Raw genomic sequence first — 23,083 nt, 5'->3', positions numbered from 1 at the left:
AAGCTGCAAATGAAAAAGGTACGGCTTTCCTTTAGAGGAAGCTTGCTGACAGGGGGCGCACTGTTTGGCTTGATCGTGCTGCTCGGATTGCTGGCTCCATGGGCCGCTCCTCATGATCCTCTGCATGTGGACCTTCTGAACCGTCTGGCACCACCCAGTCGGAAATATCCTTTTGGTACGGATCATTTGGGTCGGGATGTGCTGTCACGGCTCATTTACGGGATTCGGACGAGTGTGCTAATCGCTTGTGCGATTACGGTAGCTACGCTGTGTATCAGTCTGCCCACAGGCTTGCTCATTGGTTATGTGCGAGGGCGCGTGGATCAGTTGATTATGCGGGGAATCGACGGCGTACTGGCTTTTCCTGATATTATTTTAACGGTAGCGATTGTGGGTATTTTGGGGCCGGGTTTCGTCAACATGACCTTAGCGATTATTGCGGTACGGTGGGCGGGCTATGTCCGCTATATCCGTAGTTTGGTTCAAAAAGCTTGCCAGGAGGACTATGTACGGTATGCCCGTTTGTCCGGTAATTCACACGTGCGCATACTAAGGCGTTATGTATTGCCACAAGTATGGCCGCAATTGTTGGTTTATACGGTATGGGATATCGGACGCGTGGTGTTAATGATCGCTGGGCTCTCCTTTCTTGGACTGGGTGTACAGCCGCCCAAGCCAGAGTGGGGTGTGATGCTGCATGATGCAACCTCGTATTTTCAGGTGGCTCCGCATGTTATGATCTTCCCGGGTTTGGCGATTATGCTATTTGTGCTTGCCTGCCAGCTTCTGGGTGATCATTTTTCAGAAAAGGAGGCGGCGAAATAGTGGGGGAGCGACCAGTCACGGGGCGAAAGGACATAGAGCAAGCATACATGCAAAAACCGTTGTTACACGTGGAACATTTGGAGATTTGCCGTACAGGTGTAAGAGCCAGCGAAAGCGAAAGCAAACCGCTATTACGGGATGTGAACTTTTCCGTCTACCCAGGGGAAATTGTAGCCTTGACTGGGCCAAGTGGATGCGGCAAAAGTCTGACCGCACACGCAATCGCGGGTATGCTGGACCCAGGTGTTGGTGTTACGCAAGGGTGCATCTACTATAACGGGGAAGACATTATCCCGTTCCATGAACAGCGCTGGCAAAGACTGCGCCGTGGGGAAATTGCCCTGCTCATTCAGCAATCGCTGAGCGGGCTGAATCCGATCCGTACCGTCCGTGCCCAGCTGACGGATACGCTTAGACTGAACGGGCTGCGCATGATGCACGCCCAGAAGGAGCTGGGGCAAGCTGATGCTGCCCTGTCCCACACTGCATCGCAGCCCCAGGGCGTGCTGTCACGGATGCGGCAGATGTTGAACCGTGTCACGGAGCTGGCTGGAGGCCGTACTATTCCAGGGCAGGAAGCCTATTTGTGTTCTCTGCTCCGCAAGGTCGGTTTTGCCGATCCTGAGCATATTCTGTCATCCTATCCTTTTGAACTAAGCGGAGGTATGTGCCAAAGGGTCCTGCTGGCTGCAATGTTAAGCTCTGGTCCGCGCCTCTTTATTGCCGACGAGCCTACTACGGCGCTGGATGTTATTAACCGCGACAAGGTTCTGGCCTTGTTTCTACAGTTGAGGGAAGATTTCGATCTCACGATTTTGTTAATTTCACATGATCGTCAGGGGATAAGCCGCATAGCAGATCGGGTGCTGGAGATGACCCCGGAAGGAAGGATGCAACCGTGATACTGGAATTGAAGAACGTCACCAAAGCTTACCCTGTCCGCAGACTGAGAAAAGGCTGGTTCAACACGAGACAGAGTCAGCAGCAGGCTATACAGAAAGTGAGTCTGGAATTACGACAGGGAGAATGCCTTGGATTGGTTGGAGAAAGCGGAAGTGGCAAAAGCACGCTGGCGCAGTGTATCCTGGGGCTGGAGTCGTTGACTTCAGGGGAAATCTGGCTGGATCACCAGCCCATACATACTAGAAGGATGAAGGATATTCATCTGTACAAACGAATCCAGTTGGTTGCGCAGGACTCGGCCTCTTCACTGCATCCCCGTATGACCATTCAAGATATTTTGATGGAGCCGATCCGTAACTATTTTCCTAAGCGAAAGGTAAGGGCGCTGGATATCTGCCTTTCCTTACTGGAATCGGTAGGGTTGGAGGCTGACAGTCTGGGAAAATACCCTGCACAGCTAAGCGGTGGACAAAAACAGCGGGTGTGCATTGCTCGGGCGTTGGCGGTTGAACCAGAAATCATCCTGTTCGATGAATCGGTCGCCAATTTGGATACGTCAACCCAGTCCTCCGTGCTAGACATGCTCAAAAGAATGCAGCTCGAACGCCAGCTGTCCTATCTTTTTATCACCCATGATCTTCAGTCCACCCGTACGTTCTGTGATCGTGTTGCCGTCATGGTTCAGGGAGAGATCGTGGAAATATTTGAGGATTGGGATGAAGAACTATTGAAGCATGAATACACGCGTGCCCTATTTCAAACATTGGAGGATTAATCCATAAATTTAATATTATACAAATTCAAAATAAATAATAGCTCTGCTTGCCGAATATTGTTGACAAAATATAATGTGGTACCTATTCTAAATATGATTATGATAATCATTATCACATATATAGAAAAGGGGAAATACATTGATGTCCGTTCGACACCGCAAGACTGCCACCCTTATGTTGGTGACGCTCCTCTTATTATCCGTTATTCTGGGCTGCGCGAAGCAGGAGAACACACCTGCATCCACCTCTACTAACGGAACTGCCAATGAAAAGTCGATCACGCTATCGTGGCCGCGGGACATTGGTACAATGAATCCTCACGTATACAACCCTTCCCAGCTATTTGCACAATCCATGATTTATGAGCCGTTAGTCAGCTACAAGCAAGGAGGCAAGCTAGAGCCTGCTTTGGCTGAATCTTGGACCATATCCAAGGACGGCAAGACATATACGTTTAAGCTGCGTAAAGGTGTGAAATTTTCCGATGGAACGCTGTTTAATGCGGCGATTGTGAAAAAGAACTTTGACGCTATTATGAAAAATGAGAAAACGCATAGCTGGCTTGGTATAGTAGGCGTTCTCGACAAAACTGAAGCAGTAGATGACAGTACGTTCCGAATGACGCTCAAAGAGCCATACTACCCAGTTATTCAGGATCTGTCTGTCGTTCGCCCGTTCCGTTTTTTGGGTGAAGCCGGGTTCCCGGATGATGGAGATACGTCCAAAGGGATTAAGAAACCTGTAGGTACAGGACCTTGGATGCTGGATGAATACAAGCAGGATGAATATGCAACCTTTAAGCGTAATCCGAATTATTGGGGTACTGCACCGAAGGTTGACAAAATTACGGTCAAAATTATTCCCGATGGTGAAACACGTGTAATGGCCTTTGAAAAAGGCGACCTGGATCTGATTTATGGAGAGGGCGTTATTAGCCTGGATGCTTTCAAACAGCTGCGCGACACGAATCAGTATGTTACCACGCTGTCCGAGCCTGTCGGCACAAGAAGCCTGTTGCTCAACTCGTCCAATCCCAAACTGGCAGACCTTCGGGTACGTCTGGCACTCCAGCATGGATTTAACAAGCAGGCGATGGTGGAAGGCGTAACCTCGGGGCTGGAGGAAACAGCGGATACGGTTTTATCCAAAAACTACCCGTATACGAATGTCGACTTACAGCCAATAGGCTATGATGTGGAAAAATCCAAAGCATTGTTGGATGAGGCTGGCTGGAAGCTGCCCGCAGGCAGCACAGTACGGGAGAAAGACGGACAACAGCTGGATTTTGAGCTGATTTTCGATAAGACCGATCCGATCCAAAAGGCGATGGCTGAAACCATTCAGGCTGAATGGGGAGAGCTGGGTGTCAAAGTGAATCTGACCGGACTGGAGCTGACGGTTCAAATCAAGCGGCTTAGATCCAACCAGTTTGATCTGTATTTCTGGTACAACTATGGTGCGCCTTATGATCCGCATTCCTTTATTAATGTTATTGCCAAGAAGAGCTTCGGAATTTCTGAGGTGCTGAGCGCCCTTCCCATGAAGAAGGATCTGGATCAGCAAGTACACGAAGCACTTTCATCGACAGATGAAACCAAGCGTCAAGAACTGTATGCTTCGATTTTGAAGACGCTCCAAGAGCAATCTGCCATTGTGCCTATTTCGTATATTAAGAAAACGGCAGTGTATCAGAAAAAGATTACAAACTTTGTATTTCCAGCTAATCGGGATGAAAATCCATTTGAGGGAATTGAAATTGGAAAGTAACTGAAACGGTGAGGTAACGTTAATTTACAGGATAGGAGGACAACTTATGATTAGCTATATCGGGAAGCGAATGGTAGCGGTCATTCCTATTGTTCTCTTTGCCACCCTCGTTACTTTTGCACTCATTCACATTTCACCGGTTGATCCGGCTGAAGCTTACTTGACGGCTGCCCATATTTATCCTACCCCGGAAGTTCTGGAGCAGAAAAGACATGAGTTCGGACTGGATCAGCCATTGCTGACACAGTATATGCATACAATTCAAAGAATCAGTCGGTTGGATTTTGGTACTTCGTATCTGACCAACAAGCCAGTGTGGGATGAGGTGAAGGCTCGATTGCCTGCCACTGTTGAGTTGGCCTTAAGCAGCATGGCACTATCTATACTGGTGAGCATCCCGTTGGGTGTGTTGGCGGCGATGCGTAAAAATGGCTGGATCGACATGCTGAGTCGGGGGATTTCGTATTTCGGGGCGTCTATTCCCCAGTTCTGGCTGGGATATTTGTTAATCTTCTTTTTCTCTGTCCGATTGGACTGGCTACCTGTAGAGGGTCGGGGAACGTGGCAGCATCTGGTGTTACCGACGTTGACTCTGTCGCTGGTTCTGATTGCTTTATATACGCGCCTGCTGCGATCCAGTGTGCTGGAACAGCTTCAGGAAACGTATGTACTGTATGCCAGAACCAGAGGAATACGCGAGCGGGTGATTATGCTCAAGCACATACTCAAAATGGCTATGACTCCGCTAATAACAAGTATGGGCATGAATCTGGGCAAGTTGCTGACTGGAACGATTATTGTGGAGCAGGTGTTTTCATGGCCTGGGTTTGGCCGTTATTTTGTGGAAGCCATTTTTAACCGGGATATTCCCGTCATACAATGCTATGTGTTTCTGGCGGCATGCCTGTTCATCGTATGCAATTTGCTCGTTGATCTGGTGCAGTTGTATATGGACCCCCGAATTTCCTCGAAGGGACGAGCAGAGCAGTGATGATAAGGTTGCGTAAAATGTTCAAGGATCAAAAGGTAATCGTGGTTTGCTCAGTCGTGCTGGCAGCCCTTTTTATCATAATGGCGCTGGCTCCGTGGCTAGCTCCCCATGATCCCGTTAAGGTTAATTTACTGCATAAGCTGGAAGGCCCTTCAAAAGAGTATTGGCTGGGAACGGATCATCTGGGTCGGTGTAATCTATCCCGGCTGCTGTATGGAGCACGAATTTCGCTCGGCTTTGCGACATTAATTTTCCTGTCCTCGCTAAGCATCGGTGTTGTAATCGGATCAATTGCAGGTTATTTGGGCGGTTGGGTCGATAGTGTACTGATGCGGTTTTGCGAAGGCATTATGGCGTTTCCCAACTTGGTGCTTGTGCTCGGCATTGTCGGTATTTTTGGGCCGGGTCTCATGCAGGTGCTGTTTGCCTTGATGCTGGTGCAGTGGGTGTACTATGCCCGAATGTGCCGCAATATGGTCGTCATTCTGAAAGAGCAGAATTTTATAGCGGCCGCAAGGATTAGCGGCTCCTCCTCAGGGGCCATTATCCGGCGGCACATCATTCCAAATGTGCTGCGGCCGATTATGGTCATTGGTACGCTGGAGATGGGCTGGGCGATTATGGACATCTCCGCGTTGTCATTCCTTGGTCTAGGTATCCAGCCGCCGACTCCTGAATGGGGAGCCATGATTCATGAGGGAACGGGATACATCCGCAGTCATCCGGAATTAATGATTTATCCGGGTATCATGATTCTGGTGGTGGTGATGGCCTTCAATATATTGGGGGAGACGCTGTCCGACCGATACGGGATTGCCAAACGTCAGTAAAACAGGAGTGGGGACAACGATGGATGACACGGCCAAGACGCAGGTGCTGGAGGTCAGCGGCTTGCAGGTAAAGCTCAAAACTGATGCAGGGGCGGTATCTCTACTAGAACCTATCCATTTTGAACTGGAAAAGGGGCAGGTTCTGGGTCTTGTCGGCGAGAGTGGGAGCGGCAAAACAGTAACCTGTAACGCGCTTCTCCAGTTACTGGATCGTCAGACGATGGATGTGGAAGGCAGTGTCCGTCTGAACGGTCGTGAGTTGAACGGAATGGCAGCTGAGGAGATGCGCCGCATTCGGGGCAAGGAAATCGCTTTTATTATGCAAAATCCGATGCGAGCTTTTACGCCAGTGTATACGATTGGGGATCAGTTTATGGAAACGATCCGCACGCATACCGGATTAACCAAACAACAGGCCCGGGATCTTGCCATAACGGCTCTGGAAAATATGAATCTGCCCAATCCAGCCAAGCTAATGAAGCGTTATTCGTTTCAGTTGAGTGGCGGGATGCTGCAACGGGTCATGATCGCCATTTCCATGTGCCTGCGACCAGCAGTGGTTATTGCGGATGAACCGACAACGGCACTCGATGTGGTCAATCAGCTACAGGTGCTGAGAGAGTTGGATCGCTTGCGTACGGAATATGACACGTCTATTTTGCTGATCTCGCATGATCTGGGTGTCATCTCCCAAATGGCGGATGAAGTGGCAGTGATGCAGCGGGGACGTATTGTTGAGCAGGCAGAGGTTTTTCAGTTGTTCGACCAGCCACAGCATGAATATACGAAAATGCTGCTGCAGGCCAGACCTAAGTTGTCCCTTCAGGGCATAAATCAGTAGGGCGATTAGTTGCCTGTTGGATACTTTCAAAAGGGGAGCGAATGCGTGTGCTGCAAGTGAAGGAAGTAACTCATAGCTATAGAAAGCGCAAATGGCTGGGCCGCTCCGAATCACGTCTCCCTGTGCTCACTGATGTGTCGCTTACCATAGAGAGCGGATTTTGTCTGGGACTGCTGGGAACTAGCGGAGCGGGGAAGAGCACGCTGGGCAAGGTTATTCTGGGGCTGGAGAAGCCGCAGGAGGGTCAGGTACTGTTTCAGGGGCAGGACATCTATAATGGGAGTCCTCAAGTACGCAGGGGATTGCGACGGGATATGCAGGTTGTATTCCAGGACTGCTATTCTGCTGTAAACCCTCGCATGACCGCCGGACAGATTATCGGAGAGCCCTTGGACAATTACGAGCGGTTATCAGTGCAGGAACAAAAAAGAACGGTAGAAGGTCTGCTGGAGCGGGTGGGTCTTAAGCCGGAGGATCGGAATAAATATCCGCATCAATTCAGCGGCGGACAATTACAGCGGATTAACATTGCACGGGCGATTGCGCTCAGACCCAAGCTGATCGTGCTGGATGAGTCCGTCAGCAGTCTGGATATGGTTCATCAGATGCGCATTTTATCCCTGTTGGAAGAGCTGAAAACTTCATTTGGATTGTCATATCTGTTTATCACGCATGATATTCGAGCGGCTTACGCCGTCTGTGATGGCATTGCTGTGATGGAACAAGGGAAATTAGTCGAGCACTGTGCTGAGAAAGATCAGATTTTTGAATCTGCTCACCCAGCTGTGCAACGTTTAATTTCGTCCATTTTACCGGAACATCCAGCAGACCGTCTTCCACTTCATGAATAACAACTGACCCGCAAGGGTCTTTTTTTGTGCAATATCTGATTAGATAATCGAAATGAAATTTGCTAGTTGTATTATTTGAATAACTCGTTATAATATAAAATCATAGTAAATTACTTGGATTTCAAAAGGGGATATCACTTATGAAGAAATCTGCTTTAGTAGCAGCGATTGGCCTATCTCTTGTGTTATTAACGGGTGCTTTGAGTGGATGTTCCTCGAAGGAAGCGGCATCAGGGGATAAGGTACTCTATGTGGGGACACAAAATGACTACCCGCCGTTTGCTTTTACGAATGATAAAAACGAGCTGACCGGATACGATGTGGAAGTAGTCAAGGAGATCGATAAGAAGCTGGACGGCTATAAGATTGAATTTGTACCTTCGGGCTGGGATGCGATATTCCTTGCGCTGGATGCGAATAAAGTTCAGATCATCGCAGATGAAGTTGCCAAAAATCCGGAGCGAGAAAAGAAGTATCTGTTCTCGGATGAGTCCTATTTCTCCGCTCAGTCGGTTATTATTGTGAAAAAGGGTAGAACGGATATCCATTCTCTCAAGGATTTGGAAGGCAAGAAGGTAGCCGCCTCGGTAGGGGATTCCTATACGCAGTTGCTAGAGCAGTATAATGCGAAGAACGGGAACAAAATTATTTTAAAATATAACGATACAGGCACTTCGTCCGATAACCTCCAAGACGTGCAAAATGGCCGAGTGGATGCTTATGTGAATGATCCAGTGATGGCCGCAGCAACGATCAAGAAGGAAGGCTTGCAGGTGGAAGCTGTGGGCGAGCCTGTGCAAAGCGATAATATCAATCTGGTGTTCAAAAAGGATAAGCAGGGTGAGGAGCTGAAAGCTAAAATCGACCCGATTATTAAAGAACTTAAAGCGGACGGAACACTGAAAAAATTGTCTGAACAGTGGACAGGCGGAGAATTTATTCCTCAGTAATAACAATGTAAAAAGTAGAGTGGGGTTCCTATGGAAAAGCTGTTTGATTTAGATTATATGCTGAAAAGCCTTCCCCAGATCGTGGAGTATCTCCCTGTTACCTTATGGATTGCGTTTGTCTCCATGCTGCTGGGTGCGATCATCGGGTTGGCTACGGCCTTAATCCGGATATACAAGGTGCCTGTCTTGGCGCCCTTGTCTACGTTGTATGTCTCGTACATCCGGGGAACACCGCTCATTGTGCAGCTGTTTCTCGTATATTACGGAATACCCAAGTTTTTGTATTATTTTCAGAGCGAATATGGCTTCTTGCAGCAATTCAATGTCTATGTCATTCCGCCCGAGCTGTTTGCGTTGCTTTCATTTTCGTTGAACCTTGGAGGATATTTGTCGGAGACATTCCGGGCAGCGATTCATTCAGTCGATCGGGGACAATTTGAGGCTGCCAATTCCATCGGCATGAGCCAAACACAGATTATGCTCAAAATTGTATTGCCGCAGGCGCTAACGGTGGCTTTGCCAAATTTGGGAAACACACTGATCAGTACAGTGAAGGATACATCTTTTATTTTTATGATTGGTGTCGTCGATATGATGGGACAGGCCAAAATTATGGGCGCGCGAGCGTTGGCTTTTTTTGAGGTCTATGTTGCGGTGTCTTTGATCTACTGGTTGGTGTGCATCATTATTGAGCGCGGGCTTGTTGTGCTGGAGAAGCGTATCCGAATATACGAAAGAAGTGAATAAGGGCATGATTCAACTTCATCAAATTCATAAGCATTTTGGGCAGCATCATGTGTTAAAGGGCATAGACCTGACGGTAGGCAAGGGAGAAGTTGTGGTCATCCTGGGGCCAAGCGGATCGGGGAAGTCTACACTGCTGCGTAGCATTAATTTTTTGGAACAGCCGACCAGCGGTATCATTGAAATTGACGGTCTGAAGGTAGATGCGGCCAAGGCAGGAAAAAAGGATATTCTCGGATTGCGGATGGCAACGGCAATGGTATTTCAGCAATATCAGCTGTTTAAAAATTTGAATGCACTCCACAATGTGATGATTGGTCTGACCAGTGTGAAAAAGATGGATCGCAAGCAGGCAAGGGAGATCAGTGAAGGCATTTTAGAAAAGGTCGGGTTAAAGGATCGTATGACCTATTATCCTGCCCAGCTTTCGGGTGGACAACAGCAGCGTGTTGCGATTGCCCGCGCTTTGGCGCTGAATCCGCAGGTGTTGTTGTTCGATGAGCCAACCTCCTCACTCGATCCTGAGCTGGTGGATGAAGTGCTGTCCGTAATTCAAAAGGTGGCGAGTGAAGGCAATACGATGATTATTGTTACGCATGAGCTTGGTTTTGCGAGGGATGTAGCGGATCGGGTCGTGCTGATGGAGCATGGTGCGATCGTGGAACAGGGGCCGGTGGAACAGTTTTTCAATCATCCGAAGGAAGAACGGACACGACAATTCTTGGGCAAAGCTTTGGGGCAAAGAACGTTACAGGACCAGCCAGCATCGCCATAAAAGTACGTGAATGGGTTAAAGGTATGTGCAGTGCTGTAGATTCATTGCAACTATCGTAAAAAGCACGCTAAACAAGTCGCGGTAGGCAGGAAAGTCGGCGCTTGTTTTGTCGTGCTTTTTTAGCCTTACATTCGAAGTTATTTTCCTTTGCAAAGTAGCTAATCACCCTTATTCATGATAAATTCTAAGAACAATAAAGTGAAGTTGTAATCGGGAAGGAACATTGGCAAATGAAAAAGGTTCTGTTCATTAATACCGGAGGAACAATTTCTTCCTCCTATCAGGAAAACGGCCTGACTCCAACCCAATCGGCTGAAAATATTTTGGCTGAAATTCCGGAGCTTCAGGAAATTTGCGAGATTGATGCCTGCAATCTGATGAGCATTGATAGCACCAATACACAACCAGAGGATTGGGCTTCCATCGCTCGGATGGTACATCGTTCGCTCGATCAATACGACGGTATTGTTATTGCCCATGGCACGGATACGATGGCTTACACAGCTTCAGCCCTGAGCTTCATGTTGGGCACTGTAGACAAACCCGTTGTGGTGACAGGTTCGCAGGTATCCATATTGGCGGAGCACAGTGATTCCAAAAAAAATGTAATTGACTCATTCCTGACCGCATGTGGCGAGGTGGCAGGGGTTTTTGTCGTGTTTAATGGCAAAATTATCAACGGTAGTCGCAGCTCGAAAATCAGAACACGCAGTTATAACGCTTTTGAGAGTATTAACTATCCGTACATAGGTCTCGTGGAGAACGGGAAGGTGGTCTATACGGAGGGTGTATTTGCAAATCGTGATACCGTTCGTCACCCATACAATGACGGGTATGCTGCTGAAGTATTTCTGCTCAGGCTGATTCCAGGTACGAATCCCGCGATTTTCGATGCTATTCAGAGTTTGGGCTATAAAGGTATCGTCATTGAGGGCTTTGGCATGGGGGGCGTGCCTTTTAAAGAAAGAAGCCTCATTAGCAAAATTGAGGAGCTGATGAAGGACGGTATGAGTATTGTCGTCACAACTCAATGTCCTTATGAGGGCGGGGACCTGACGATTTATGAGGTAGGTCAGAAGGTACTGGAGAAGGGTGTTATTCCGGGGTATGACATGACAACGGAAGCGCTGGTGACGAAAATGATGTGGGCGTTGGGACAGACGACAGACCCGGCCGGGGTAGCCAAGATTATGGCAACGAACTACGCGGACGAAGTGTCCTTGCCTGCGGATACAGCTTCCTGATAGGAAGCCGATTTCCGTAGGTGCCAGCTACATACCGGCTAACGCCGAGCCTGCTCCAGCCTGTTTTTAATCTCAATGGCCATTTCCAGTGCTTGTACGGCCGACTCCAGGGGAATGAGGCATTCCGCATGTCCGCCAAAGCATTCAAGTGCATGATCCCAAATTTTTTCGTATGGATTGGCAGATTCGAGATTGATTTTTTGCTGTCCTGATGCGGTATACTCAAATAATGCGGTGGGTATAGGATCGTTTTCGTCACTCTCATGAAATACCAGTTTGGCTTTTTCAAAATAAGCCTCATAGGCTACCGTGAAAGGATAGCTTTTCGGCATATGGGAAGAAGCGATGACTTCTGTGAAGGCATCCCGATGCTGATAGTAAGCCCGAACCTGTGCCTGTTCGGGATGGACTACCTCTGTACCCCACACTGTATATGGATCACAGGGACCCCATAACCAGGTGAATAAATCCAGTTCATGAATCATGAACTGCGTAGGGATGGAACTTAGTCCAAGGTCTCCCCACAGGGGAGGAGTTTCTCTTTTCAAGGACAAAGAAATGAGTTTTCCGTATTTTTGTTGGCGATAAGCCTCGTACAGATAGGTATAGGCAGGATCAAACTTAATGAACTGGTTGACCAGAATTTTTTTGCCATATTGCTTCTCAGCTTGGTGCATAAGAAGAGCGTCTTCGAGATGAAAGCAAACCGGTGTTTCACAAAATACATGCTTCCCGTGCTTTAGCGCATCAATGGCATGTGACCTATGCAGGTGGGAGGGCAGGCATAGATCGACGATATCCACGTCCGGATCCAGCAGAATATCCTCTATATTTTGTGTGACTTCTACGTTTAGCTCCTCTTTCAATTTTTGCAGCTTGGTTTCGTTCCTTCCAAATACAATGAGTCTGTTTACCTTGGGATGGTTGTTTAACAGTGAGGCATGATACGCGCCGAATCCCGTCCCCAAAATTCCAATATTCATCATCCATTACACCCCTTTACTTCTATGATACACACCTAATCCTGCCAACAGGGTGTCAACAATCTTTGCATCATCTTTTCATTTCGGGCTAACCATCTATTTTGGAGGTATGATTTGTGAGACTGCATCGTTTAATTGCGATTTTATTATGTATCGAATCTAGAGGGAGAATGAAAGCCAAGGAATTGGCGTTGGCACTGGAAACCTCTGTACGCTCCATTTACAGGGATATCGACCTTCTGGCTGAAGCCGGAGTTCCGATTGTTACCGCATCCGGCCCGAAGGGCGGAATTTATTTAATGGACGGTTATACGGCGAACCTGAAACAGTTGAATGGCGGGGATGTCATTCAGTTGTATTTAACGGGGATGGGCATTTATACGGGCGGGTCCACAGAATCGGGTTTGAAGTTAAAGAATACTTTGCTCAAACTGGAACAGACGATGCCGGCCCCATATCAGTCCGATATTCAAAAAGCCAAAGCGCGGTTTTATTTTGATGATACACCGTGGTGGACGGAACGTGTAACGATTCCTTGCCTGGAAGCTGTGAGAGCGGCAGTGTGGGGGTCCTATAAAGTAACTATTCAGTATGAGAAAGCTGACGGCTCTTGTTCTTCTCGCGATGTACATCCCTATGGACTTGTGGTGAAAAAGGGAGATTGGTATCTTATTGCCTTTTGTGAAGTCGGGCAGGAGATTCGGACCTTTAAGTGTGAGCGAATTATAGAGATTCAGCCGTCTGCCGAAGTCTTTGAGGTTCCTGGAGATTTCTCACTGGAACATTATTGGATGAGGCAAGAAAGCACGTTTAAGCAGCTTTGTAGAGAGAAAGAATACTATCCTGTTCTGATCCGAACGACTAAGAAGCAAGCTGGAATACTAGCGAAAAGGATGGAAATCATTCAGTCTGTGCAGGAGGGCAGTCACTTCATTGTAACCGTTAACATGTATAGCTATGAAGCGGCTTGCCGCGATGCGATGGATTGGATCGGCCGGGTTGAAATCGTGGAGCCTGCAATACTCCGACAGTTTGTGAAGGAGGAAATTAGCCGACTCCAGAGGATCTACGGTTAAATCATCAGAAAAACATCTGCCGATAGCAGATGCTTTTGCTTGTTAAGTCCAGGCCCAGAGGAATGCATCACGATCCCAGGCGATTCGGCCACCATGTAGCTTGCGAAATGCCTTTTTGATTTCTTTTTCCAAAGAAACATGACCATGCTCGCTTATAAACACATACTGCTCTCCGTATTCAGAGCGTACATATGCAATGGCATCTTCTTGTTTCAAAGTGCCCACTTCACGGATCTGCGCGACCATCCATTGTGCAATTTGTTGTTCTATAGTTGGGGTGTTGTCCATTTGTCGTATCCTTTCCTGCGACCGATTGGGTGTAGCTGTTCAGCTCGCCTCCTGTAGTATACGGCAATTCGGAGAATTATTGAATTTTTTGATATAAATGTACTTATGCAGTTGGCTAAGTGGGCTTTCTTTTGTATAATTAAGGGAATATTCACGGGAATTTTCTTTTTTTGTATTGAAATCATGCAAGTTATCCCTGGGGGTGCCTGATTTGAAGGAAACAACCACTATTCGCGCAGAGCTGGAGCAGTACATCAGACGAGAAGGAATTACGATTAGTAAGTTTGGGGAGAAGACAGGTATTAATGCAGGTACGATCAGTGCCATTATCAACGGTAACCGTCCAATTGCGATGCTGTTGCTGGATCGGATTGCTGCAGGCATGGGGCTTGAAGAAGGGAGCCTCTATGAGCTATACATTGATGAATTTATACGGAATACGGCACCGAATTGGCGACGGGTTCGTCCCTTTTTGCATCGCTGTGCAGAGCTGAATAAATTGGAATGTATTAAGCAAGTCGTGGAGTTTATGATGGACTATCTCATATACGCCCCGGCTTTGTTTGAGACAGCGGAGGAATTGTTCAGCGAAGGTAGGTTTGAGGCTGCGGCCATTATTTATAAGAATGTCGCGGAAAGTGAGAAGTATCAACATTCGGAGCGGCTGGCGCTCTGCCAATACCGTTTATTTACAATTGCCATTGGCGATGATCAGGATGAAAATTTATGGGCAGCCACACATTTTGAAAGCTTTGTGGAGCGGTTGAGTGAGGCAGACCAATTGGATGCCTTAAGAGATTTGGCTAATACGTATGCTTCCTTGCGGCGTTGGGATAAAGTAGAATGGTTTGCTGAAAAAATGGCTCAAAAAGCCAAAGTACAATACGAGCAAAAATACGGAAATACCAGAAAATCAGAGCGTGGCAAGGAACCTAAGGGTCCTTTGTTTATGTATATTGTATACTCTTACGTGCTCCGTGCCGGGGTGTGGGATGAGCGCGGGGATTATCAGAAGGCACTGGAATATGTATCCCTATACTCGGATTTGAGCTGGGTGCAAGAGGATACGGAGGAAGCTCGGCATTTGAAGGCCCTTTGTAGCAACTGGGCTGAGGCCAACGGATATTTGTATCAGTTGATGTCCGGTAGCCTGGATGTGATTCCGCAGTACGTGGATTATTTAGAAAAAAATGAGGGTGAAATTCTGGTCGGGTTACATAAAATAATGGTAGCAGCCAACCGCTATGATTTTAATGTAGATCATGTACTGAAACACTTTGAAAAACAAATTGAGGCATTTGCAGATCAGCATACCAAGGTAGGCACTTATACGGAGCAAATGTCAGCAGATCTTTATGCACGATTTTTGGCAGAGATGGCTTGTTACGATCTCAACAAACATCGGTATTCCAAGGGTATGAAATTTTTGCTCGAAAGCCTTTCCTATTCTGTTGTGCTGAATGGTAATCCTGTCACCATCAAATGTGTAGGACTATTTGAAAAGTATCGGCATACTGCCACTTCTGAGGACAAAGAGGAGTATAAAAACTTACTTGGAGAGGTAGAGTACATCCATGATAAAAAAGATCGTTTTTTCTCTGCTCGCATTTAATGTTTTTATCCTATTGCATTTTCCACCCGTCACCCCTCCTATAGAAGACCCAAGCGATGTCCACAGTCATGGGCTGGGGGGATGGGCATTGTCATCTCCTGAACCATTCGCATAGAGGGTCTAGTATAACATTAAAAAAGGTATTCTCTTATGAAGAAGAGGATACCTTTTTTATTTGGAAGTGCATTTGAAGGAGCGTCCTTGCCGTCAAGTGAGAGGAGTGGGGAGCTGAGCAGGCGGAAACCATACATGACGCAGATCCACCCAGCCCTGGCTGTTAAAGGATACGCCGCGTACAGTAGGAAGATATGCCGTTTGAACGGGCTTTTCATATAAGATATGCAGCTGGTGCTCATCCATGAGCCGAGTTTCGATATGTTCAAATTGCTGCGCTCTGACGGTATGATCAGCTTCCCGTGCAATTTCGCGCAGCAGTCTTTCGATATCCACGCGGCTATGCGGCTCCACATGTCCGGATACATTAAGATACAGATCAAACAGGCGCAATTGCTCATCACGGTCACGAAACAGAGAAAAGATGATTAAGTCTGACTCCATACGAATCGATGAACTTTTAAATTCATTCATGGATGCGGCTACGATGTTACAGGTATATCCACAGGATTCGAGCTGGGCCGCGACCCGTTCTGCATCCGCTCTATACTCAGAAATGGTGGCAATTTGCAACGCCGCCAGTGGTTCACATGAATCGTTAGCGTTAGATGAATCCACTGCTGAAGGAAGGGGACGATGATCCAGACATGCTACAATCCGAGCACGTATTTCCGGGTTGCGCAGCGGTCCGTCCTTGTGTGTGTTACATGTGATAAATTTGCGCACCGAAGCTGCCGAGTGAATCTGGCTCCATGCGGTATCCGTGTCTCTTGCCAGGATAGGATTATGGATAATGTGAAAAGAGGAAGCGGTGTCTTCCATATCCGACGATTCTAGCTTAGTTGCCCACGGGAGTTGGACGATTTCCACCCGATCTAGATGAGCACGACCTTGAAAATAGGGCGAAAAAGCCTCAAGTAGGCACAGGCTTTCGTTCATTTCCGTGACCTTGAAAGCCCCTGTACCGATAGGACGGACGCCAAATGCGGCTTCACCCACCTGATTAAGCTCACGCGGTACAATTGCAGCCCGGCTGGTACACAGGAAGGATAAAAATAGCTCGTTCGGCTCCTTTAGTACAAAGCGTACCATCGTCGGACTCAACGCCTGAACGTGCTGAATTTGCCGGACGATAAAATGGTAAAGTCTCCTTCCCGGCGCCAGGCTCAGTCGCTCAAAGGTATAAACGACGTCTTCCGCGGTCAGTATTTTGCCGTTATGAAACAGCACTTCTTTACGCAGGAAAAAAGTCCACTGCGTACGAGTAGTGTCCACTTCCCAAGCGTGCGCCAGTCCCGGCAAAATCTCGCCGCTCTCGTTCGCCCGGCGGGCCAGCCCGTCAAAAACATGGCTGGATACGAAGGACTCGGCGAGCCAGTTCAAGTACAACGGGTCCAGCGTATAGAGCTGCTGGCGAATAGGCAGACGCAGCGTGTCGATCTGCTGCTGATCACTGCGCACCTCTGCGTGATGCCCGAAATAATTCAGCAGCCAGCCTTGTAAATGCTCCTGCATGGTGGAGGAGCGTGAATGAGCTCGGATTTCATCCAGTGCGCGTTTGATATCATGGCGGTCTATGGCTTGCATCATGGATTGCACGGCAATGTCTTCCGGCTGAATGAGGAAGCGTAGACTGGAACGGCGGCCTCTGCCTCGGCGGGGAGTCCATTGTATCCAGTCGTGCTGCTCCATTTTCTGAATGATCATCAAGGCGTTGCGGTGGGTGCAGTCAAAAATAGCCGCCAGCTCATCCAGCGTAGTCTCTATGGTATGGTTCTCGTCCCTGTCGTCAGCTGCGTGGGAGTGAAGCCGTAAAAATTGGGCGTGAAGTTTCATTCAGGAATGCTCCGTTTCCCCTATGCTTGAGTAAAAGCGTAACTGCTTTTATAAAATAGGAAATTTTATTTCGATTAATTTCTCTTTATCTTCTTATTTTATCATCTACAATAAGGCTTATAAAGCATAGTTGTGGAGGTATTTACCATGCATGACAAGATGAGTGGATCGTCTTTACCGAAAGCGTCATTGTTGTCCGCCTTTGCTGGCGCTATTGTGTTGGCGCTGGTTCATCAATATCTATTCTTCGGACATGGGCTGGGCGTGTCTATGCCTATTTTTGTTATTGTATTTTACGTGTATATGTATTCCTTTAATCGAGATCGTTGCCAGCCCCTTTCATGGATAGGACGTCTGTTGTTTGTGGTCATTATGATGCTGGCACTGACATATGTGCTGTTCGATAACCCGATCTTCTATGTGTTAAATGCCCTGGCTATAGCTGCTCTGATTAGCGTGCATATGGTGTTGCTGTTCGGGGAAAAAAGGCATGGCTGGTCGGAAATCGGTATTATCGGTCAGGCGCTAAGCCATTGGTTTTATCAAAATTTTCGCCATATCGTGACCCCGTTTCGGATGTTTAAGACGGCAGCCTTTCGAAATGTAAAGGATGAGCGTAAGCGTGTATTGGGTAAAGTGATAATCGGTCTACTTATTGCCTTGCCGTTGCTACTCATTATTATATCTTTGCTGGCTTCCGCAGACGGGATGTTCGAAGAGTTGTTATCAGGCATACCCGCATGGATTGGTACATTGACCTTTGGGAGTGGTTTGCCGCGGCTGATCTGGACCTGCTTTTTTACCTTCTGTTTTTTCTGTTACTTGTGGGGATTTGTACAGCCTGCTCCGCGGAATACGGAGAGAGAGGCTCAGCCAGCAGTAGCAGTACCTTACCACGAGCCGGTCGCGATCAAGTTTGATCCTGTCATTACCGCTACAGTGCTGATTGTCATGAATCTGGTGTATGTTGTGTTCGTCGTGCTGCAGTTCGGATATCTGTTTGGTGCATGGGAAGGGGCTTTGCCAGAAGGAACCTCGTATGCTGAATATGCGAGAAGAGGATTCGGGGAGCTGGTTATGGTAACAGGTATCAACTTTGTGCTGATGATCAGTGTATTGAAGTGGACTGAATTCGGCTCAGGTATAGTGCAAACATTGAACAGCGGCCTGCTGTACATACTCGTTGGTTGTTCGGGTGTGATGCTGTACTCGGGATATACCCGGCTGGTCATGTACGAAGAAGCATACGGCTATACGTATATCCGCTATCTGGTACACGCATTTATGATTTTTCTAGGCTTGCTGCTGCTCGTTGCAGCTGTGCGCATTCATGTCCGCCAGCTTCCACTGGCGAAATATTATATTGTACTCGCTCTAATCGCCTATGTCGCCGTGAATTATGTGGGCATTGATGTACGGATAGCTGAAAATAATCTCGAACGGTATCGTACAACATCGGTGATAGACAAGGAATATTTGAGTGAGCTATCAGCGGACGCGATTCCACTGCTGATTGATTTTAGCCGTAAGGAACATGGAGCGCTGGATGAGTTTTTACAAACCCGCTTGATGAGCATGACGAGAGAAGAATCGAATTGGCCAGAATTCAATTGGGCTAAGTATCGAGCGCAACAGGAATTGCACGACTATATTTTGGAATGAGAGGTGTTTGGGAATGATCGGAACAGATACGACACAGGATATGGTATTGGAGCTACAGGATGAAATGTCACAATATCAGTATCAATTTGGTGTAAGGCGGAATGATTTTCTCGTGGAGGCTATGTCCTACGGGATGAGTGAGGAGGAAGCCCGTGCTTATGCTATCCAGCGTATTGGCCCGGTCGTTCCCGTCACCTGCATCCCTACGTTGGCTCTAGGCAAAGTGAGACCGCTCAGTCCAATGTTGGCAGCGCGGTACCAATATGCAGGGGATTGGAAGGACATCCATGAGCATCTGCTCCTTCCTGATGAAGTGCTGCGAATCGTAGGTACACAGCATTTTCGCAGCTGGATCAGCGATATGCGAAATTACTGGGTAGAATCGGCCCCTTACCGATTCGGGGATGATCGTCTTTCGCTGCTGTCGGTTGCAAGCGAGAAAGAAGGTCACTTTTCCATGCTCGTCTGGAGGGAACCTGGTGAAGAGCCAGAGGTATGGACGTATGCTTCCCAGCATGAATACCGATTCAGTCATTTGCTCCACTGGTTCAAGTGGCTGAACGGGCGCAGTGAAGAATGAGAGGTACAGGTGATGAAAAAGAATCGTAATTGGATCGTGCTGTTTATTGGCATTGCTGTAATGGTGGGGGTTGCAGACTATTTTACACCCGCTAAGCCTGCGACTACTCCTGAGCTTATCGTTCCAACCGTAATCAGTGAAGAAAGTCTTCAACTAAGTGATGATTAATCAAGCAAAAGCCCTGGTTATCACTGTGAATGGAATCTGAATAGGAAATATAAAAAGAGTTCATTTTCTGTGGTATTGCGTTGTTAAAGTAAGCCGGAAATCACCCTAATAGTTGAGAGGGAATTGAAGCCAACATCAATGAATGTGGAGCCATTCAGATGTTCAAGCGACTCCGTCATTTCCTCTACAACTTATATTCAGGGGGAATTTTCAATGGCTAGAAGTGCAAGCACATACGCATCTGTAATCGATGGCTTTAAGGTAGAAACGAACAAAAAGTATTCACCAGTAGGTGGAACAAAATGTAATATTTTCGCGCAAGATGTGATGGCTGCGATGTCGGCTTCCTTGCCAGGTGGCTTAGCCAATCAAATGGCTGATGCTTTACTGAATAAAAAGGCGCCAGGCTGGTCCTCTGTAACTTTTCAGGATGCTCAAAAAAGAGCAAATCTCGGGTACCCTACGATTGGGATCAAAAAAGCGGACGGACATGGTCATGTCGTCGTCGTCAGACCGAAGGGATCATCGATTACGATCTTGAAGGAAGTACAGATCGCTCAGGCGGGGACCAAAAATTACAACAGTAATACTATTAATTATTCTTGGGTGGCAGCTGATCTGCCTGGCGTAAAATTCTATACACACGACTAAGTGGTTTGAGATATTGGCAATCTAAACAACCCTGGAAGCAGATCCATTCGATCTGCCTCCAGGGTTGTTTTTTATTTTGAAACAGAATGTTTAGATACAATGAAGGCTTTGCCTGGCTTGATAAAAGCAACAGCATAACCATTAGAGAAGGAAGAAGATTCCGATCTGTATTCAAGCTTGGTCAGCAGTTGACCTTGGCGATTGATGTATCCGAATTTTCCGTCCGAAACGGATGAGTTTGCTTGTTTACCGACTAAAGCAATGCCTTCCTTGAATGGAGATGTAACGTCATATTTTTGTTGATATTTAATGACCAATGTTCCGGTTCTATCAATAAACCCAACCTCATTTTTCGCATTTTTCACACTGGCCAGGCCCTCGCTAAAATCCTGTGCATCCGTAAATTTAAAGGGAATCACGACTTTTCCCTGTTTATTGATGAATCCCCATTTACCCTTGGCATTTTGTACTGGAGCTAATCCTTCCGAGAAGTCTCCGCCGGATTTGTATTGAGGTGGAATGACTTCTTTGCCTGCCGTATTGATATAACCGTATAGCCCCTTGCTATTTTGAACAATAGCCAAGCCATTCGAGAAACTACGGCTGTATTTATATTGATAAGGAATCGCTAGTTTACCGGAAACATTCACAAAACCAATCTTCCCAGTGTTAGGGGCATAGGCAAGAGCCAGACCTTCTGTAAATACATATTCTGAATCCACATTTTCTTTAAAATGAGAAAGGATTTTTCCCGTTCGATCTATAATTGCATTTTCTTTGGTGTCTGCTATTGTGACCTTGGCTTTGCCTTCGGAAAAGACATTGGCTTCGGTATATTGGCAAGGAATAACCAGTGTCCCTTTGGTATTAATGTATCCATAGAGATTGGTTTTTGTATTTTTGACTACAGCTCGTTGCTCTTGAAAATCACCAATAGGTTTAAGCTCGGCGGGAAGAGAGAAAGCTTTTTGTCCTTTGGTATTGTAATACACAAGGTTTCCGGCAGATGTTTCAGCGGCCAATAAGCCATCATGGAAAGCACCATCGCTTGAAGGACGAGCAATGTTGTAATCTACAGCGGTTTTAGAGACTTCAATGGTTGTTGTACTGGATGCGGCCCAACCTGTTCCCATAATGGAGAGGCTAGTCACCAGAATCAATGCAGCTAATCCTAACTTTTTCAACATGCATAAGCTCCTTTGTGAGTTGATTTTAACTTCGGGCTTCAAAGAATTCTGCCCTCATACGTAAGGCCTTCCATAATATAGACGATAAAAATGTAGGAATGTTTCTTGATATTCAAATTTTTTCTAATTTTCAGTGTGTGAAAGCTCTAAACCTGACCTACATCTTTCGGATGCTCAACAGAGAGTTGCCGTTACGCATAAACTCATACGGGACCTTGGCCTCCGTCACCCGTAAGCCTTCTGCCTCCAGCTCAAGAATCAAACGATCTAGCAGATCGTAACGAGTGCCTGTTAAATCGGTCAGAGGAAAAATGCGGACTTCCTCTGAAGCCACTCGTAGCAGTGCGTGTACCGTATTTTTATGAAACTCATAGTCGAGTCGATCACTATACCTAAACAGAAACTGGGCAGACAGCACGATATTAAACTGTTCATCCTCAAAGCGAAGCTCCGGTAGTACCGCAGCAACGTAGCGTTCTGGGTGCTTCCTCATATATCCTGCGTGCAATCCTGAAGTGCTTGATGCCGCTGCTCGCTAAGCCTCGCACATCTCTTATAGTGAGAATCGATTACTATTGAGAGATTAAAGATAAGGAATCAGTTCATTTTTCAAAAAAAAGAGAAAATGTGTCATTTTAAAAAAAGTCTATACATATATGTTAAATGTATAGACAAATTCGAAAAGCGGATTTATAATTACGCTGTAAACGTTTTCTAGTAGTTATCATCCAATCAGACCTTGAAGGGAAGGAATAATCATGAAGAAAATTTTACTGGCGTGCAGCTCAGGTATGTCTACAAGTTTGCTGGTTACCAAGATGCAGGAATATGCTAAGTCCATTGGAGATGAGGCTGAAATTTGGGCAGTAGGTCAAGATCAAGCGGCAGAAGATATGGCTAAGGCTGACGCGGTATTGATTGGCCCGCAGATGAGTTTTCTTAAAGGACAACTGGAAAAGGAAGCATCTCAATATGGTATTCATGTAGAAGTGATCGACATGATGGCCTACGGAATGGTTGACGGTAAGAAAGCCTATGAACAGGCCGTAAAGCTGGTGGAACGCAAAAATGGATAAGATCAATATAGCTGAACTGACGGAAGAGCAAATTAGTTTCCAACTTATTCTTCACAGTGGAAGCGCTCGCAGTAAAGTGATTCAGGCGCTGACTGAATACAGAAATGAGAATGTAGAAGGTGCGGACGAATTGCTCAAACAAGCCAAGCAAGATTTACGTGCCGCACATGATATCCATTTTCAAATGGTTAAGAAGGAAGCGGGAGGAACCCAAACTCCCTTCTCGCTCCTTCTGATGCATGCCGAGGATCATCTGATGTCCACGGCTACCATGAAGGATTTGGTTCAAGAGCTGCTGGAGCTGTTCAAATCCAGAAGTTTATAGTAGGACCTGTAAAATTGTGAATTTTGGG

Annotated in this window: 25 protein-coding genes; 20 read left to right on the top strand and 5 right to left on the bottom strand. The window is 46.9% G+C overall.

The features are described 5' to 3' along the window. Positions 1-9: 9 nt before the first annotated feature. The 12 genes from nikC (OIU26_RS12630) (at position 10) to OIU26_RS12575 (ending at position 11,497) form a co-directional block, all read left to right on the top strand. The gene (gene nikC, locus OIU26_RS12630) at positions 10-825 is read left to right on the top strand and encodes a nickel transporter permease (RefSeq protein ID WP_264217020.1); all 816 of its coding nucleotides are present in this window, start codon (positions 10-12) and stop codon (positions 823-825) included. Next, positions 825-1,727: an ATP-binding cassette domain-containing protein gene (locus OIU26_RS12625; protein ID WP_264217019.1), complete on the top strand. Its 903-nt coding sequence runs from the start codon at positions 825-827 to the stop codon at positions 1,725-1,727. Before nikC (OIU26_RS12630) ends, OIU26_RS12625 begins: the two co-directional genes overlap by 1 nt. Continuing rightward, complete coding sequence (locus OIU26_RS12620) at positions 1,724-2,503, top strand: ABC transporter ATP-binding protein (RefSeq protein WP_264217018.1); 780 nt, start codon at positions 1,724-1,726, stop codon at positions 2,501-2,503. Before OIU26_RS12625 ends, OIU26_RS12620 begins: the two co-directional genes overlap by 4 nt. Before the next feature lie 142 nt (positions 2,504-2,645). Continuing rightward, positions 2,646-4,271, top strand: coding sequence for a nickel ABC transporter substrate-binding protein (nikA, locus tag OIU26_RS12615; RefSeq protein WP_264217017.1), 1,626 nt, complete (start codon positions 2,646-2,648; stop codon positions 4,269-4,271). A gap of 46 nt (positions 4,272-4,317) precedes the next feature. Beyond that, positions 4,318-5,262 (top strand): nickel ABC transporter permease subunit NikB, encoded by a 945-nt coding sequence (nikB, locus tag OIU26_RS12610; protein ID WP_113050105.1) that lies wholly within the window; start codon positions 4,318-4,320, stop codon positions 5,260-5,262. Further along, on the top strand, positions 5,262-6,092 hold the full coding sequence (gene nikC / locus OIU26_RS12605; RefSeq protein WP_264217126.1) for a nickel ABC transporter permease subunit NikC: 831 nt from the start codon (positions 5,262-5,264) through the stop codon (positions 6,090-6,092). The genes nikB and nikC (OIU26_RS12605) overlap by 1 nt, the downstream gene beginning before the upstream one ends. Positions 6,093-6,111: 19 nt before the next feature. Further along, complete coding sequence (locus OIU26_RS12600) at positions 6,112-6,933, top strand: ABC transporter ATP-binding protein (RefSeq protein WP_165082077.1); 822 nt, start codon at positions 6,112-6,114, stop codon at positions 6,931-6,933. A 41-nt stretch (positions 6,934-6,974) separates the two neighbouring features. Further along, positions 6,975-7,784 carry a nickel import ATP-binding protein NikE gene (gene nikE / locus OIU26_RS12595; protein WP_264217016.1) on the top strand — a complete coding sequence of 270 codons (810 nt, stop codon included), beginning with the start codon at positions 6,975-6,977 and terminating at the stop codon, positions 7,782-7,784. Between the two features lie 140 nt (positions 7,785-7,924). After that, on the top strand, positions 7,925-8,734 hold the full coding sequence (locus tag OIU26_RS12590) for a transporter substrate-binding domain-containing protein (RefSeq protein ID WP_013373735.1): 810 nt from the start codon (positions 7,925-7,927) through the stop codon (positions 8,732-8,734). Between the two features lie 30 nt (positions 8,735-8,764). Continuing rightward, the gene (locus OIU26_RS12585; RefSeq protein WP_016822612.1) at positions 8,765-9,481 is read left to right on the top strand and encodes an amino acid ABC transporter permease; all 717 of its coding nucleotides are present in this window, start codon (positions 8,765-8,767) and stop codon (positions 9,479-9,481) included. Positions 9,482-9,485: 4 nt separating this feature from the next. Further along, positions 9,486-10,253, top strand: a complete 768-nt coding sequence (locus OIU26_RS12580) for an amino acid ABC transporter ATP-binding protein (protein WP_264217125.1) — start codon at positions 9,486-9,488, stop codon at positions 10,251-10,253. 230 nt (positions 10,254-10,483) lie between these two features. Continuing rightward, the gene (locus tag OIU26_RS12575) at positions 10,484-11,497 is read left to right on the top strand and encodes an asparaginase (protein WP_044786650.1); all 1,014 of its coding nucleotides are present in this window, start codon (positions 10,484-10,486) and stop codon (positions 11,495-11,497) included. A gap of 38 nt (positions 11,498-11,535) precedes the next feature. Here the strand turns inward: OIU26_RS12575 and OIU26_RS12570 are convergent, their stop codons facing one another. Further along, the gene (locus OIU26_RS12570) at positions 11,536-12,483 is read right to left on the bottom strand and encodes a Gfo/Idh/MocA family protein (RefSeq protein ID WP_264217015.1); all 948 of its coding nucleotides are present in this window, start codon (positions 12,481-12,483) and stop codon (positions 11,536-11,538) included. Positions 12,484-12,596: 113 nt separating this feature from the next. On the opposite strand from OIU26_RS12570, the gene OIU26_RS12565 reads away from it, so the two are divergent. Continuing rightward, the gene (locus OIU26_RS12565; protein WP_436449142.1) at positions 12,597-13,556 is read left to right on the top strand and encodes a helix-turn-helix transcriptional regulator; all 960 of its coding nucleotides are present in this window, start codon (positions 12,597-12,599) and stop codon (positions 13,554-13,556) included. Positions 13,557-13,598: 42 nt separating this feature from the next. Here OIU26_RS12565 and OIU26_RS12560 read toward each other — a convergent pair whose 3' ends face one another. Continuing rightward, positions 13,599-13,844, bottom strand: coding sequence for a DUF6953 family protein (locus OIU26_RS12560; protein ID WP_013373729.1), 246 nt, complete (start codon positions 13,842-13,844; stop codon positions 13,599-13,601). A gap of 211 nt (positions 13,845-14,055) precedes the next feature. Here OIU26_RS12560 and OIU26_RS12555 point away from each other — a divergent pair, with 211 nt between their 5' ends. After that, complete coding sequence (locus tag OIU26_RS12555) at positions 14,056-15,456, top strand: helix-turn-helix domain-containing protein (protein WP_165082065.1); 1,401 nt, start codon at positions 14,056-14,058, stop codon at positions 15,454-15,456. Between the two features lie 207 nt (positions 15,457-15,663). Here the strand turns inward: OIU26_RS12555 and OIU26_RS12550 are convergent, their stop codons facing one another. Then, positions 15,664-17,406, bottom strand: coding sequence for an ABC transporter substrate-binding protein (locus OIU26_RS12550; RefSeq protein ID WP_264217014.1), 1,743 nt, complete (start codon positions 17,404-17,406; stop codon positions 15,664-15,666). A 147-nt stretch (positions 17,407-17,553) separates the two neighbouring features. Between OIU26_RS12550 and OIU26_RS12545 the strand changes: the two genes are divergently transcribed. The 4 genes from OIU26_RS12545 (at position 17,554) to OIU26_RS12530 (ending at position 20,467) form a co-directional block, all read left to right on the top strand. Beyond that, positions 17,554-19,068, top strand: coding sequence for a DUF4153 domain-containing protein (locus OIU26_RS12545; RefSeq protein WP_264217013.1), 1,515 nt, complete (start codon positions 17,554-17,556; stop codon positions 19,066-19,068). Between the two features lie 13 nt (positions 19,069-19,081). Continuing rightward, entirely contained in the window at positions 19,082-19,648 is a 567-nt protein-coding gene (locus tag OIU26_RS12540; RefSeq protein WP_025675743.1) for a hypothetical protein, read from the top strand. Positions 19,649-19,660: 12 nt separating this feature from the next. Beyond that, entirely contained in the window at positions 19,661-19,816 is a 156-nt protein-coding gene (locus OIU26_RS12535; RefSeq protein ID WP_165264084.1) for a hypothetical protein, read from the top strand. A 213-nt stretch (positions 19,817-20,029) separates the two neighbouring features. Beyond that, the gene (locus OIU26_RS12530) at positions 20,030-20,467 is read left to right on the top strand and encodes a hypothetical protein (RefSeq protein WP_040102563.1); all 438 of its coding nucleotides are present in this window, start codon (positions 20,030-20,032) and stop codon (positions 20,465-20,467) included. A 71-nt stretch (positions 20,468-20,538) separates the two neighbouring features. Here OIU26_RS12530 and OIU26_RS12525 read toward each other — a convergent pair whose 3' ends face one another. Next, entirely contained in the window at positions 20,539-21,654 is a 1,116-nt protein-coding gene (locus OIU26_RS12525) for a WG repeat-containing protein (protein ID WP_264217012.1), read from the bottom strand. A 157-nt stretch (positions 21,655-21,811) separates the two neighbouring features. After that, positions 21,812-22,147, bottom strand: coding sequence for a hypothetical protein (locus tag OIU26_RS12520; RefSeq protein ID WP_264217011.1), 336 nt, complete (start codon positions 22,145-22,147; stop codon positions 21,812-21,814). A 265-nt stretch (positions 22,148-22,412) separates the two neighbouring features. Between OIU26_RS12520 and OIU26_RS12515 the strand changes: the two genes are divergently transcribed. Both OIU26_RS12515 and OIU26_RS12510 read left to right on the top strand, forming a co-directional pair. Continuing rightward, complete coding sequence (locus OIU26_RS12515; protein WP_013373718.1) at positions 22,413-22,730, top strand: PTS sugar transporter subunit IIB; 318 nt, start codon at positions 22,413-22,415, stop codon at positions 22,728-22,730. After that, positions 22,723-23,055 (top strand): PTS lactose/cellobiose transporter subunit IIA, encoded by a 333-nt coding sequence (locus OIU26_RS12510; protein ID WP_264217010.1) that lies wholly within the window; start codon positions 22,723-22,725, stop codon positions 23,053-23,055. The genes OIU26_RS12515 and OIU26_RS12510 overlap by 8 nt, the downstream gene beginning before the upstream one ends. Positions 23,056-23,083 lie beyond the last annotated feature (28 nt).

The sequence above is a fragment of the Paenibacillus sp. BT-177 genome, from assembly GCF_025846815.2.
In the GTDB taxonomy this organism is placed as follows: domain Bacteria; phylum Bacillota; class Bacilli; order Paenibacillales; family Paenibacillaceae; genus Paenibacillus; species Paenibacillus polymyxa_C.
The sequence above is the reverse complement of the archived record's forward strand: the minus strand, read 5'-3'. Positions and strand labels throughout refer to the sequence as shown.